Below are 13,845 nucleotides of genomic sequence, written 5' to 3' on the forward strand. Positions count from 1 at the left end.
TTGTTGAGTCTTTTACCGGATTGAGGTGATTCCTGTGGGAGCGAGCCTGCTCGCGATGCGGTGGGTCAATCGGCGAAGATGTCGGCTGACTGACCGCTATCGTCGGATCGCCGCCCGGAGCAGGCTCGCTCCCACATTGGTTTCTGAGTGGCTTCAGGATCTGCATTCACCACGGATCCTGCGGTAGCGAGCCTGCTCCGGCCGGCGATCCGACGATGACGGTAGGTCAGTAAAGGCAGTGTTGACCGAAAGAAGGGAAGGGCCGCTACGCAGCCCAGCGGGAGCAAGCTCCCTCGCCACGGGGGAAGTCACTCCGCCAACAACACCGCCGCATCGAACCCCACCCGCAGGTTGCCCCAATGGCGACCGCCAAAGAAGAACGGGACGTCGATCTCGGTCATGATTTCCCCGGTATCGCGCAGGTACGTCTGGAGCAGAAAGCGCTGGACGTTGCCCGCTGCCCGCAGGCCGATGGGGTCGTTGAAGATCCGCTTGTTGCGGCACACCGGCAAATCGACGGCGCGGTCGCCCGTGGGCGGCTTGGACACCCAGCTATTGTTGACCGGGCAATAGCCCTTGGTGTCGACGATGAAAGAAACCTTGCCGCCCGGCGTGCTGCGGGTGAGTTGGTCGCAGGCTTCCTGGCAGATCTGCGCAAAGCGCTCGGTATAGCTGGTCATGTACTGCTTGGGATCGGTGCCAGGGATGAGCTGGTAGCTCTGGTCAAACAGATTGACGCCTTCGCCTTGCAACGCCTCCAGGCGGACCTGCAGAAGATCACGGCATTCGCTGGCCCGGCTGATCGCCGCATCGAGCCTGCCATGGCCAAGCACGAACCGGCCCAGTAGCGCCTGGACCTTTTCGGCAACTCCCGACAAGTCACGAGTAGCGGTTGCCGAATGCTGCATGCGCTGGTCGATCGACTGGCTGTCGGCGTGGATCTGGGTGACCCGTTCGTTGATTCCAGTATTGCTGTCGGCGAACTGCTGGATATGGTCGGCGATGTCCGCCAGCTTGCCATTGGTGGATTCGAAGTCGCCGATCATGCTCTCGAAATGCCCGGAAGCGCGCTCCACCACCTTCTGGGTTTCCCGGGCGCTGTGGCTGATCTGGGTGGTCTGTTCATGGGTAGAACTGACTTCTTCGAGCATGGCGTCGATGTTGCGCGAAATATCGTCCGTGGCCCGGCTGACGTTCTGCGCCAGGGTGCGCACTTCATCGGCCACCACTGCGAAGCCGCGGCCACTCTCACCGGCGCGGGCGGCCTCGATGGCCGCGTTGAGCGCCAGCAGGTTGGTCTGGGCGGAGATCTGCTGGATCAGACCCACGATGGACTTGATGCTGGAGGAGCGCTGGTTCAAGGCGCTCACCAGGGTGGCGAATTCATTGAGGCTGCTGGAAATCTCACTGATATTGCCGGTCACTTCCAGCAGCTCGGCGTAGGAATCACGGGCAATGCTCAGGTTCTGCGCGGTGGTGCTGGAGATGCCCTGGGTCTGGCGCGACACCTCTTCGATGCGGCCGACGGCGGTATTGCTCTGTTCCATCACTTCCTTGGCGAAGCGTGCCTGGTGGGTCGCGCTGTCGCTGGAGTCGCTGATGTTTTTCAGCGAGCGCGCCGATTCCACAGCGATGTGCACGGTCAACGCCTGGACGTTGCTGATGATCTCGCGCTGCTTGGCCAGGAACCGGTTGCAGGTGGCGGCCAGTACGCGAATCTCGTCGTGGGTCACCAGTGGCAGGTCCTTGGACAGGTCGCCTTCGCCATTGGCGATCTCTTCCAGGGCGTGGGTCATGGCGGTGACGGGACGCACGATCAGGTGGCGGAAGTACCAGACCATGAAGCTGATCATGCCCAGGGTCAGCAGCGCGCCGAAGAGCAGGGCATGAGTGAGCCCATCGAGCCGGGATTCGATCTGGCCCAGCAGCACGGCGTCCAGCTGCGCGGCGCGCAACTGCAAGACAATGTCCGCCCGGGCGCTGAGGGCCACCCAGTACAGCAGCGCACTGACCACCACCAGCAGGAAAAGGCTCGACAGTTTTTTGGTGAGCGTATCGAAGAACTGCATCTCGATAGACTCGTACAAGGCCTTTAACGTCTGCATGCCGCTGCTCCTGGGCAAAAAATCTCTCAATGGCATACATTCGACCGCGACTGGGAAAGCTTTAGCGATTTGGGCGATTTGATATCACTTGCTACGACTTCAGTGGGCTGCTAGATGCGTAACCCTGTGGGAGCGAGCCTGCTCGCTCCCACAGGGATTGACGGCGCATTCGATCAAATAGAAAGCATTTACTGGGAATCATTCTCAAAGTATATTCGCTCGCATTTACGTCCCCCCACGAGTGCCGCGTCTTGAATCGTTCCACCTCCCTCGCAAACCGCAACGTCTTCATCAAGTGTGTCCTGCCGACCTTGTCCTGCTGCTTCATCGCCAGTCCTTTACAAGCCCAGGAGACATTGGAACTGCCGGCCACGGCTATCCAGGGCAGCGGTGTGACTCAGGACGATGGCTACACGGCGTCGCAGGCCAGCACGGCGAGCAAGAGTGATGTACCGATCAAGGAAGAGGCGCAATCGATCAACGTGGTGACCCGGCAGACCCTGGCGGACTATCAGGTACGCTCGCTGAACGATGCCATGAAGTTCGTCAGCGGCGTCAACCAGGGCAATACGCTGGGCGGCTCGCGGGACTCGCTGGTCAAACGCGGTTTTGGCACCAACGACGACGGCTCGATCCTGCGCGATGGTGTGCGTTCCAACCTGGGGCATAACTTCAGCGCCACCACCGAGCGGGTCGAAGTGCTCAAGGGCCCGGCCTCGATGCTGTACGGTGCGTTGGAGCCCGGCGGCCTGATCAATGTCATCAGCAAGCAGCCCGAATACACCCAGGGCACCACCCTGAGCGGCTCAGCCTACAGCGAAGGCGGCGGTACCACGGCCGTGGACACCACCGGGCCGCTGGGCGACACCGGCCTGGCTTATCGGCTGATCGCCGAGCGCAAGCACGAGGATTACTGGCGCAACTATGGCGTCAACGAGAGCACGCTCGTGGCGCCGTCCCTGGCATGGACCGGGGAGCGGGCTTCGTTGAACCTGAGCTATGAGTACAACGAATACTCCAACCCGTTCGACCGGGGAACGGTGTTCCGCAATGGACATCCAGCGGACATCGACTACGACAAGCGCCTCGATGAGCGCTGGGCCAAGAGCCAGGGAATCCGCGAAACGGCCACGGCGCGCTTCGAGTATGAACTGAGCGATGCCTGGAAAACCCGACTGACCTACGGTTGGAACAATGACCGGTACAGCCTCGCGATTGCGCAGCCCAACATATTGACAGGCAATGTCCTGAGCCGACGCGCCAACGGCGCTCATTACGACGATGAAACCCGTTTCGCCAGCTGGGATTTCATGGGCAAGCAGGACCTCTTCGGCCAGCGTCATGATCTGTTGGTGGGTGTCGATAATCAGGTGTCCGATCAGTTCCGTGGCAAAACCTACCGCAATGCCCCTCGCGGCGGTTTTGACATCACTTCACCGGTCTACGGCAACCTGCCCGAGCCGAGCCTGATCAACGCTGCAGATAGCGACCTGCGTAACGAACTGACTTCAAGCTCGGTTTATCTGAAGGACAACTGGCACCTCGACGACCGTTGGATCCTGGTCTTCGGCGGTCGTTACCAGCATTACGATCAATACAGCGACCAGGGCAGGGGTGCCCGCTATAAAGTGAACCGCGACGACAACGACGACGCGTTCGTGCCGTTTCTCGGCCTGGTCTACAAAGCCACCGACGAGCTGTCGCTATACGGTAATTACAGCCGCTCATTCAAGCCGAACGACACCGTGGACGACTCCGGCAATACCTTCAAGCCGGAGGAAGGTCGCAGCTACGAAGTCGGTGCCAAGTACGATCCGCTGGCGGGTTTGAACATCAACCTGGCGTTGTTCGACATCGTCAAGAAGAATGTCGTGACATCCTCCACGCTCAATGGCGTGACCCTGTCGGAAGCCGCCGGAAAGGTCGGCTCCCAGGGTCTGGAGCTGGACATCACCGGCCGCTTGTCCGAACGCTGGGATCTGATCGGCACCTATGCCTACACCCACACCGAAATCCTCGACGATCCGGACGACGAAGGCCACCGCTTGGCCAATGCCCCAAAGCACACCGCCAGCCTGTACCTGAGCCATCACCTGAACGTACCTGCCGAATTCGGCAACTGGCATGCAGGTGGCGGCGCGCGCTACGTCGGCGAGCGTGCCGCCAACAACGCCAACGATTTCTGGCTCAGCAGCTACACCGTGGCCGACGCTTTCCTGCGCTGGGAGTCGCCGGTGTTCGGTTACAAGACCTCTCTGCAACTGAACGTGGACAACCTGTTCGACAAACAATACTACCCGTCCTCCACCGGCAGCCAGCTGCAGGTCAACGTCGGCGAGCCGCGCACCGCACGCCTGAGCGCCAGCGTAACGTTCTGATCGCGCTGCGCTGGTACAAAAATGCCCGGGTTCTGAGCCCGGGCATTTTCGTTTGCGGTTGTCTCCCCTAAGCCGGCGTGCCCCGAACGATGTCGCGCCCAACGCCTGCCCTCAGGGCGTGACGGAGCTTCAGCGCCGGCCGTTCGATGCTGTAATACGACACGCCACTCAAGACGAAGGACAGCACCAGCACTGCCGTGATGATCAGAGTGCTGTACTCCACCGGCCAGAACGCCCGCAATACATACATCACCACGAAGTGATTGAGGAAAACCCCGTAGCTGATGTTGCCGAGGAACTCATCCCACCGGCGGTGCCTCAACCGGCTGAGCAGCCAGACCGCCGGCTGGCCGAGCACGATACCCAGGGTCACCTCCGCGTTGAACGGTCGTCGAGGAATGACTCCCGTAACGATGGCCACGAACATCAGCGCCGCGACGAGCGTGGTGATGGACACGATCCACAGGCCTTTGGCCCTGGCCCGGTACAGATAGCTGCCGCACAGGAAGATGAACAGCACACCCGGCAGCAGGCGATAGCCGTAGATGTCAGTATCGATGTAGCCCAGGGCCGCAACCAGGAAGATCGTCACTGACAGCGCAAAGGCGATACCCCGTGCCCGATAAAGGATGAGAAACGGAATCAACAGATAAAAACACATTTCCAGCCCCAAGGACCAGCCAGGCGGCAGGATCTCGGGCACGGTGATGCCGTACATGTAGAAACCCAACGGCAGGATCGGCAGGCTGGTGACGATGTTTTCCAACGTCAGGGCCTCTGCCTGGGGCGTTCCGGGCAGGAGGAAATGAATCACCAGGCAGGACAGGACGAAGTACAACAGGAACTGCGGATATAACCTCAGTAACCGATCCAGGTAGAACACGCCGATGTGCCCGGCTGTACCGTAGTTGCGTTCGATCAGCGAAGTCATCACGAAGCCGCTGATGATCAGGAAGGACACCACGGCAACGACGCCAGGGTTGAACCCCATGAATGTCACGCCCATGTGCGAAATCGCCACGAGCAAGGCCAGCAGCAGACGATAAACCCCCACGCGCATCATCCTTAATCAGAGTTGATCCGTTGCGGTAGACGTTATTGGGGTTTTTCAGCGGTGAACAGCGGTGGTGATCGGCGACGGCAGGGTAGTGGGGAAGATTGTCATATTTGGCATCATCTGTTCGCCGCGCCGTGCGCTTCGCCAATGGCCTCGCTCCCGCATGCCCAACGGGGACACTTGTGGGAGCGGGCTTGCCCGCGAAAGCGGCGTGTCTGTCATGAAGATGTTGAATGTGCCGCCGTCTTTGCGGGCAAGCCCGCTCCCACAGGGTCAGACGGTGTATGCAAAGGCTGCGTACACCTAAAGCCAATGTGGGAGCTTGCTCGCCAACGCTGGCGACTCATCGCGGCTCAGCGAAACGCCGGCGCTACATGCTCGATGAACAATTGCAGAGACTTTTTCTTCTCGGCGTGAGGCAGGCTGTTGTCGCACCAGAAGCTGAACTCGTCGACGCCCAGTTCCTGGTAGTACTTGATGCGCGGAATGATTTCTTCCGGCGTGCCGATCATGGCGGTCTTGTGCAGGCTCTCCAGTTCGAACTCCGGACGACCGGCGAACTTTTCCTCGGGGCTGGGCGCCAGGAAGCCATTGACCGGGGTTTGCTTGTTGCCGAACCAGGCGTCGAAAGTGCGGTAGAACCTGGCGATCGCCTGCGCACCGACTTTCCAGCCCTCGGGGTTGTCCGTCGAATGCACGTGAGTGTGACGCAACACCATCAGTTGCGGGCGTGGCACGTCAGGGTTGTTGTCCAGGGCCGCCTGGAACTTGTTCTTCAAGTCCAGGACTTCTTCGTCGCCCTTCATCAATGGCGTGACCATGACGTTGCAGCCGTTGGCAACCGCGAAGTTGTGGGAGTCCGGGTCGCGGGCGGCAATCCACATCGGCGGGTGCGGCTTGCGGATCGGCTTGGGCACGCTGGTGGAGGTCGGGAATTTCCAGATCTCGCCGTCGTGGGCGTAGTCGCCCTGCCACAGGGCACGGACTACCGGAACCATTTCCCGCAGGGCCTGGCCACCGGCCGAAGCCGGCATGCCGCCGGCCATGCGGTCGAACTCGACCTGGTAGGCGCCCCGGGCCAGACCGACTTCCATGCGGCCATTGCTGATCACGTCCAGCAACGCGCATTCACCGGCCACCCGCAACGGGTGCCAGAACGGCGCGATGATGGTGCCGGCGCCCAGGTGAATGGTAGTGGTCTTGCCGGCGAGGTAAGCCAGTAGCGGCATCGGGCTGGGCGAGATGGTGTATTCCATGGCGTGGTGTTCGCCGATCCACACGGTACTGAAACCGCCGGCTTCGGCCAGCAAGGTCAGTTCGGTCAGATCTTCGAACAACTGGCGGTGGCTGACGCTTTCGTCCCAACGTTCCATGTGTATGAACAGCGAGAATTTCATGACGCTTACCTCGGATCTTTTTGTTGGCGGCCTGTCGTTTGCAGACCTGATGCCTGGGAAGAGCGCGGGGCTCTTGGATGTTCTCGCAAGGCCGCGCGGGTTATCGGCACGGCGGCCTGGCAGATTATTATTGGTATACCATAATACGAAATATCTACAAATTGTTTCTATCAGTCCGTCAGGCCGGAACGGGCAGGGCGCCCATCTTGCCGTTGCAGTAGACCAGAGGGCTGGTGCACTGCTCAGGCACGATGAGGTTTTTCACGGCACCCACCATAATCGCGTGGTCCCCCCCTTCGTATTCGCGCCACAGTTCGCACTCGATCACCGCTGTGGCGTTCGCCAGGATCGGGTTGCCCAGGGCGCTCAATGTCCACTCCATACCTTGGGCCTTGTCCTTGCCCTTGCGAGCAAAAGCATAGGCCTCGCTTTGCTGACCGGCAGACAGTACATGGATGGCAAAGCGTTTGTTCTTGATCAGGACCGGATAAGAATCGGAACTGTAGTTCGGGCAGAACAGCACCAGGGCCGGGTCCATGGACAGTGAGCTAAACGCGCTGGCGGTCAGGCCGACGATCTGGCCATCCTCGTCCAGCGTGGTGATTACCGTCACACCGGAGGGAAACGAACCCAGGACTTGTTTATAGATGGCGGCGTCGATCATTGCGCGGTCCTCGTGTGATCCGGTTTTTTAGATTTGTAGGTCTGATGGTATACCGTAATACATTCATTGCAAGGTCTTTTTCGGTGAATCGATGAACGTCATTCTTAGCGTTTTTAGCCAATGATTACGGGGGGAGTTGTCAGGACGGTCGGGCCAAAGAGCGGATCAGTCAGGCTCCGAAAGAGCTGATCAGTCTTGTGAAAGTGTTGGAATACCATAATATGGTGTTCATCTGAGGGGCGCCTAGAGTGCCTCCGGTTTGGCTTCATACAAAGATAAGAACAGACAAACTCGAGTTCATGCATATGTCCCAGATGTCCCGGCAAGACCCGTTGATCGAGAACCACACGGTCGATTACGTTCCTCTCGCAGAACGCCACGGAAAGGCCCGCGACCTGTTCACCCTATGGTTCAGCACCAATATCGCGCCGCTGCCTATCGTCACCGGGGCCATGGTGGTCCAAGTGTTCCATCTCGATCTGTTGCGAGGGTTGCTAGCGATTGCCTTGGGGCACTTGATAGGCGGATTGGTGATTGCTCTAGCGTCAGCCCAGGGACCGCGCATGGGGATCCCCCAGATGGTCCAGAGTCGCGGCCAATTCGGTCGCTACGGCGCGTTGTTGATCGTGTTCTTCGCGGCGCTGATCTACGTCGGTTTTTTTATTTCCAACATCGTCCTGGCGGGCAAATCCATCGTTGGCATCGCGCCGTCGGTGCCGGTCCCGGCCAGTATCCTGATGGGTGCCCTTGGTGCCACGGCCATCGGGGTGATCGGCTATCGGTTCATCCATACCCTCAACCGCATCGGCACGTGGGTGATGGGCGGGGCCTTGTTCGCCGGATTCTTCTACATTTTCGCCCATGACTTGCCGGCGGATTTTTTCACCCGCGGAGGCTTCAATCTGTCCGGCTGGTTGGCCACGGTTTCGCTGGGGATCATCTGGCAGATCAGCTTCTCGCCTTACGTTTCTGACTACTCGCGTTACCTGCCGGCGGATATCGGCATCGCCCGTCCATTTCTGGCCACCTACCTGGGAGCGACACTGGGCACCATCCTGTCGTTTGCCTTCGGCGCGGTGGCCGTGCTTGCTACGCCGGAAGGCACGGAAGCGATGGCGGCGGTCAAGCAGTCCACCGGTTGGCTGGGGCCTATCCTGATGGTGCTGTTCTTGCTCAATATCATCAGCCACAACGCCTTGAATCTGTATGGTGCGGTGCTCTCGATCATCACCTCGATCCAGACCTTCGCCAGTCAGTGGACGCCAAGCGTCAAGGTTCGAGTGGTGTTGTCCAGCGGCGTACTGGCAGGCTGCTGCGTGGTGGCGCTTGGGGCTTCGGCGGACTTCATTTCGCAGTTCATCGGCTTGATCCTGGCGTTGTTGCTGGTGCTGGTGCCGTGGGCGTCGATCAACCTGATCGACTTCTATGTGATCAAGCGTGGCCATTACGACATCGCTTCGATCTTCCGGGCCGATGGCGGGATTTATGGGCGCTTCAACCTGCATGCGATCGTGGCGTACTTCATCGGGATCATCGTGCAGTTGCCGTTTGCCAACACGTCGCTGTATGTCGGGCCCTACGCCAATCTGGTGGACGGTGCCGACCTGTCGTGGCTGGTGGGGTTGCTGGTGACCTGCCCGCTTTATTACTGCCTGGCGACCCGCGGCCAGGCCCAGCGGCGCGCGGCGACGCGGTTGGGTTACACCGATTGATCCAAGAACCGTTTAATCGAATGCCCGGCTATTTGCCGGGCATTTTTGTTTGGGTGGGTGCAAAACTGTGGAGGCGGGAGGGTGTTCACAATTCTCAGATACACCCTGGAAACCTGTGGGAGCGGGCTTGCCCGCGAAGGCGTCGGCCCATTCAGTATCGATGCAAGTGGTCCCATCGCTATCGCAAGCAAGCTCAGCCCCCATGCCGCTGGGATTGAAGGCCGATACTCAGCCATCACCAAACAAAAAAAGGCCGCCGCAACCCGACGTTGCGGCGACCTTGAGGGTGACATCTGTGAGGCGGCCCATCGAAGTGGGCCAGAAGGGGATCAGTGTGCCCCGGCGGCCTTGTTCAGGTCACTTTCGGCCCATTGGGTGTAGACGCAGGCGTCGGCGGTGGCCCAGCGCACGCGTACCGGGTCGCCGGCCTTGAGCGGCATGCCCGCGGCGGAGAGCGCCTTGACGGTCATGGCGGTGCCGCCGGACGTCACCACGCTGCAGGTCTGGCTTTCGCCGAGAAACAGCACTTCCACGACCTTGGCCGGCACTTCGTTCCAGCCTGCCGCCAAGGGTTGTTGCGCCGCCTGCTCGGTGCTCAGCGCCAGGGCTTTTTCCGGGCGCACCATCAGCAGCACGTCCTGCTCGGTTTGCAGGCCGGCAGTCAGTCGGATCGACAACGACTGGCCTTCGAAGGTCGCCACCGCATTGCCTTGGGCCTTGAGCTTGAGGAAGTTGGAGTTGCCGAGGAACGACGCGACGAAAGCATTCGGCGGATTCTGGTAGAGGTCGTAGCCGCTGCCGAGGCCGACGATCTTGCCATGGCTGAAAATGGCGATGCGCTGGGACAGGCGCATGGCTTCTTCCTGGTCATGGGTCACGTAGACGATGGTAATGCCCAGGCGCCGATGCAGCTGACGCAGTTCATCTTGCAAATCTTCCCGAAGCTTTTTGTCCAGGGCGCCGAGGGGTTCGTCCATCAGCAGGATACGTGGCTCATAGACCAGCGCTCGGGCAATCGCCACGCGCTGTTGCTGGCCGCCGGAAAGTTGCGAAGGGCGGCGGTGGGCGAACTGCTCCAGTTGTACCAGCTTGAGCATGGCGTCGACGCGGCGGTCGCGTTCGGCCGGGGCGAGTTTGCGGATCGCCAGGGGGAACGCGATGTTGTCCCGGACCGACAGGTGCGGAAACAGCGAGTAACGCTGGAACACCATGCCAATGTCACGCTTGTGCGGCGGCACGTTGACCAGCGATTTGCCGTCCACCAGGATTTCGCCGCTGCTGGGGGTTTCAAACCCGGCCAGCATCGACAGGGTGGTGCTCTTGCCCGAGCCGCTGGAACCGAGGAAGGTCAGGAATTCACCGTCCTGAATCTCCAGGGAGATGTCGTCCACGGCGGCAAAGTCGCCGTAGTGTTTGTTCAGGTTGCGCAGGCTGACCAGGGTCTTGTTGTTCTGTTGTGCGGGGTCTTTGACGGCACTCATTGTCTTCTCCTAGGCGCTCAGGCGCTGATTTCATTGCGCCGGCGCAGGGCGGCGGCGATCACCATCACCAATACCGAGAGGCCGATCAGCAGCGTCGAAGCGACGGCGATCACAGGCGTCAGGTCCTGGCGCAGGGTGGTCCACATCTTGACGGGCAAGGTTTGCAGGGTCGGGCTGGCCATCATCACGCTCAGCACCACTTCGTCCCACGACACCAGGAACGCAAACAGGGCGCCGGCGACCATGCCCGGGCGAATCGCCGGGAACGTCACCTTGAACACCGCTTGCAGGCGCGAGGCACCGCAGATCACCGCGGCGTCCTCAATGGACTGATCGAACAGTTTGAGCGAGTTGATGATCGAAATGATGGTGAACGGCAGCGCGACGATGACGTGGCTGACCACGAACGCGAACATCGTCCCGGTGTAGCCGAGCTTGAGAAACAGCGCATACACCGCCACGGCGATGATCACCAGCGGCACGATCATCGGCAGGGTGAACAGGCCGTAGAGCATTTCCCGACCAGGGAAGCGTCCACGCACCAGGGCAAATGCCGTCGGCAACCCCAGTGCTACCGCGCAAACCGTGGTCAGCAGGGCGACCTTGAGGCTGGTCAACGCGGCGTTCATCCAGTCGGGGTTGGAAAAGAACTGGCCGTACCATTTGAACGTCCAGCCCGGTGGCGGGAAGACCAGCCACTGGGACGAGCCGAACGAGAGCAACACGATGAACACGATCGGCAGCAGCAGGAACAGTCCGATCAGACCGGTGGTGGCGTACAGACCGAAGCGCATGCGCCGGCTCATGGCATTGGGAGTCAGGAGCATGACGGTTTACCTCGCGTGACTGGCGCCGACCGGGGATTCCGGCTGGAGCTTCAGGTAGAAGTAGAACAGCACCAGCGTGATGACGATCAGCAACGCGGCGCCGGCGCTGGCCAGGCCCCAGTTGAGGAACGATTGCACCTGCTGGATGATGAACTCGGGCAGCATCATGTTCTGTGCGCCGCCCAGCAGGGCCGGCGTCACGTAGTAACCCAGGGACATCACGAACACCATCAGTCCGCCGGAGAATAGCCCCGGCCGGCACAGCGGCAGGAACACCCGGAAGAAGTTGGTCCACGGGCTGGCGCCGCAGATGGAGCCCGCCTGCAGGATCATCGGGTCGATGGCCTGCATGGTCGCCTGCAACGGCAGGACGATGAACGGAATCATGATGTAGCTCATGCCGATCACTACGCCGGTGAGGTTGTGCACCATCTCCAGTGGCTGGTCGATGATGCCCAGCGCCATCAGGGCCTTGTTGATCACCCCGGAGGCTTGCAACAGCACCAGCCAGGAATAGGTGCGGGCCAGCAGGCTGGTCCACATCGACAGCAGCACGATGTTGAGGATCCAGCGCCCCCAGCCACGAGGTACCAGCGTGATTGCCCAGGCCAGGGGGAAGCCCAGCAACAGACTGAACAGAGTCACCAGCCCGGCCACCGAAAAGGTGTTGAACAGCACCCGGGCATAAGCCGAGTTGGCGAACAGTTGTTCATAGTTGCCAAGCCCCGGGACTGGCTCCAGCACGCCGCGCAGCAGCAGGCCGATCAGTGGCGCCAGGAAGAACAGGCCTAAAAACAGCAGAGCCGGGGCCAGGTTGCCGACCCCGCGCCAGCGCTGGGCCAGCGACGGGGTTTGTGTGGCGACTGCCTTGGCGGTTGCCACACCGGCGGCGCCGGTGTGCTGGGTTGCCGTTGCCGACATTTTCATTTGACCAGCCATTCGTTCCACCGTGTCGCGATGTCCTGACCGTTCTTGGCCCAGTACGCGAAATCAAGCGTGATCTGATCCTTGGCGTAGGCGGTCGGCAGGTTGGGAGCGAGCACAGAGTCCAGGCGTGCGACGCTGTCGACGTTGACCGGCGCATAAGCGGTCAGGTTGGAAAAATCGGCCTGGCCCTTGGCACTGCTGGCGTTGGCCAGGAACTTCATGGCAGCGGCCTTGTTCTTCGACCCCTTTGGAATGACCAGGATGTCGGCCATGACCAGGTTCTGCTTCCAGCTTACGCCCACGGGTGCGCCGTCCTGTTGCAGAGCGTAGACGCGGCCGTTCCAGAACTGACCGATACTGGCTTCGCCGGACGCGAGCAGTTGCTGGGACTGGGCGCCGCCGCCCCACCAGACAATTTCTTTCTTGATGGTGTCGAGTTTCTTGAAGGCGCGGTCCAGGTCCAGTGGATAGAGCTTGTCTTGCGGTACGCCGTCGGCCAGCAGGGCCAGCTCCAGCACACCAGGGCTCGGCCACTTGTACAGGGCGCGTTTGCCGGGATAGGTCTTGGTGTCGAACAGTGCGGACCAGTCCTGTGGCTTGCCGGAACCGAGCTTGCCTTCGTTGTAGCCGAGAACGAAAGAGAAGTAGAACGAACCGACGCCATGATCGGAAACGAAGCGCGGGTCGATCCTGTCCCGTTGGATGACCGAGAAGTCCAGGGGTTCGAGCAAGCCTTCGGACGCTGCACGCAAGGCGAAGTCCGCTTCCACATCGACCACATCCCATTGCACGTTGCCGCTTTCGACCATGGCCTTGAGCTTGCCGTAGTCGGTCGGGCCGTCCTGGACGACGGTGATGCCGCTGGTCTTGCTGAACGGGTCGGCCCAGGCCTGCTTCTGCGCGTCCTGGGTACTGCCGCCCCAACTGACGAAGTTGACGCTTTCAGCGGCCATCGACGCCTGGCTGGCGACGCTCAGCAGGCTCGCAAAAAGAACGGCGACTGCACTTTTCTTCAACACCATTTTCACGCCCTCATTGTTGTGTTTATTGAGCGGGCTTATCTGTGCCCACTTATCGGGAGCTTATGTCCATCGGGTCTTGCGGCTGACCGCGCCAAGGGCGGGTTGAATGCGCGTTCCCTGCCGGGTGCGCTTGGCTGGAGCATGCGGTCTATGGAATATCATATTATGGTATTCCAAACATTCTGCAAGCACTTTGCCTTACCGGTTATCTGCCTGAGGACAGATTTTTTTCTATCCTCCTGTGAATGAATACTCAGCCCCGGCGGTGATCCCCG

At 60.5% G+C, this 13,845-nt stretch carries 10 protein-coding genes; 2 read left to right on the forward strand and 8 right to left on the reverse strand.

Going from position 1 to position 13,845, the window contains the following annotated elements; all coding sequences use genetic code 11:
* Nucleotides 1–308: 308 nt before the first annotated feature.
* The gene (locus ACLEJR_RS26740) at nt 309–2,105 is read right to left on the reverse strand and encodes a methyl-accepting chemotaxis protein (protein WP_440817682.1); all 1,797 of its coding nucleotides are present in this window, start codon (nt 2,103–2,105) and stop codon (nt 309–311) included.
* A 302-nt stretch (nt 2,106–2,407) separates the two neighbouring features.
* Here ACLEJR_RS26740 and ACLEJR_RS26745 point away from each other — a divergent pair, with 302 nt between their 5' ends.
* Nucleotides 2,408–4,483: a TonB-dependent siderophore receptor gene (locus ACLEJR_RS26745; RefSeq protein ID WP_440817697.1), complete on the forward strand. Its 2,076-nt coding sequence runs from the start codon at nt 2,408–2,410 to the stop codon at nt 4,481–4,483.
* A gap of 67 nt (nt 4,484–4,550) precedes the next feature.
* Here ACLEJR_RS26745 and ACLEJR_RS26750 read toward each other — a convergent pair whose 3' ends face one another.
* From ACLEJR_RS26750 to ACLEJR_RS26760, 3 genes are all read right to left on the reverse strand, one after another.
* Nucleotides 4,551–5,537 carry an acyltransferase family protein gene (locus ACLEJR_RS26750; RefSeq protein WP_440817685.1) on the reverse strand — a complete coding sequence of 329 codons (987 nt, stop codon included), beginning with the start codon at nt 5,535–5,537 and terminating at the stop codon, nt 4,551–4,553.
* A 356-nt stretch (nt 5,538–5,893) separates the two neighbouring features.
* Nucleotides 5,894–6,937 (reverse strand): LLM class flavin-dependent oxidoreductase, encoded by a 1,044-nt coding sequence (locus ACLEJR_RS26755; protein WP_440817687.1) that lies wholly within the window; start codon nt 6,935–6,937, stop codon nt 5,894–5,896.
* A 178-nt stretch (nt 6,938–7,115) separates the two neighbouring features.
* Nucleotides 7,116–7,601: a flavin reductase family protein gene (locus ACLEJR_RS26760; RefSeq protein ID WP_440817690.1), complete on the reverse strand. Its 486-nt coding sequence runs from the start codon at nt 7,599–7,601 to the stop codon at nt 7,116–7,118.
* A 305-nt stretch (nt 7,602–7,906) separates the two neighbouring features.
* On the opposite strand from ACLEJR_RS26760, the gene ACLEJR_RS26765 reads away from it, so the two are divergent.
* On the forward strand, nt 7,907–9,313 hold the full coding sequence (locus ACLEJR_RS26765; RefSeq protein ID WP_440817691.1) for a purine-cytosine permease family protein: 1,407 nt from the start codon (nt 7,907–7,909) through the stop codon (nt 9,311–9,313).
* Between the two features lie 329 nt (nt 9,314–9,642).
* On the opposite strand, the gene ACLEJR_RS26770 is transcribed toward ACLEJR_RS26765, so the two are convergent.
* From ACLEJR_RS26770 to ACLEJR_RS26785, 4 genes are read right to left on the reverse strand one after another with little or no spacing between them, the layout of a single operon-like run.
* Nucleotides 9,643–10,794 (reverse strand): ABC transporter ATP-binding protein, encoded by a 1,152-nt coding sequence (locus tag ACLEJR_RS26770; RefSeq protein WP_440817693.1) that lies wholly within the window; start codon nt 10,792–10,794, stop codon nt 9,643–9,645.
* A 17-nt stretch (nt 10,795–10,811) separates the two neighbouring features.
* Nucleotides 10,812–11,621, reverse strand: coding sequence for an ABC transporter permease (locus ACLEJR_RS26775; protein WP_042728207.1), 810 nt, complete (start codon nt 11,619–11,621; stop codon nt 10,812–10,814).
* A 6-nt stretch (nt 11,622–11,627) separates the two neighbouring features.
* The gene (locus ACLEJR_RS26780) at nt 11,628–12,548 is read right to left on the reverse strand and encodes an ABC transporter permease (RefSeq protein WP_440799817.1); all 921 of its coding nucleotides are present in this window, start codon (nt 12,546–12,548) and stop codon (nt 11,628–11,630) included.
* Nucleotides 12,545–13,570 (reverse strand): ABC transporter substrate-binding protein, encoded by a 1,026-nt coding sequence (locus ACLEJR_RS26785; RefSeq protein ID WP_440817695.1) that lies wholly within the window; start codon nt 13,568–13,570, stop codon nt 12,545–12,547. The genes ACLEJR_RS26780 and ACLEJR_RS26785 overlap by 4 nt, the downstream gene beginning before the upstream one ends.
* Nucleotides 13,571–13,845 lie beyond the last annotated feature (275 nt).

This window comes from Pseudomonas sp. SMN5 (assembly GCF_052041925.1).
GTDB lineage: Bacteria > Pseudomonadota > Gammaproteobacteria > Pseudomonadales > Pseudomonadaceae > Aquipseudomonas.

Excerpts from the sequence above, each read along its gene's own strand:
- ACLEJR_RS26740 (WP_440817682.1), bottom strand. The coding sequence starts at position 2,105 with ATGCAGACGTTAAAGGCCTTGTACGAGTCTATCGAGATGCAGTTCTTC.
- ACLEJR_RS26755 (WP_440817687.1), bottom strand. The coding sequence starts at position 6,937 with ATGAAATTCTCGCTGTTCATACACATGGAACGTTGGGACGAAAGCGTC.
- ACLEJR_RS26760 (WP_440817690.1), bottom strand. The coding sequence starts at position 7,601 with ATGATCGACGCCGCCATCTATAAACAAGTCCTGGGTTCGTTTCCCTCC.
- ACLEJR_RS26765 (WP_440817691.1), top strand. The coding sequence starts at position 7,907 with ATGTCCCAGATGTCCCGGCAAGACCCGTTGATCGAGAACCACACGGTC.
- ACLEJR_RS26770 (WP_440817693.1), bottom strand. The coding sequence starts at position 10,794 with ATGAGTGCCGTCAAAGACCCCGCACAACAGAACAACAAGACCCTGGTC.
- ACLEJR_RS26775 (WP_042728207.1), bottom strand. The coding sequence starts at position 11,621 with ATGCTCCTGACTCCCAATGCCATGAGCCGGCGCATGCGCTTCGGTCTG.
- ACLEJR_RS26780 (WP_440799817.1), bottom strand. The coding sequence starts at position 12,548 with ATGAAAATGTCGGCAACGGCAACCCAGCACACCGGCGCCGCCGGTGTG.
- ACLEJR_RS26785 (WP_440817695.1), bottom strand. The coding sequence starts at position 13,570 with ATGGTGTTGAAGAAAAGTGCAGTCGCCGTTCTTTTTGCGAGCCTGCTG.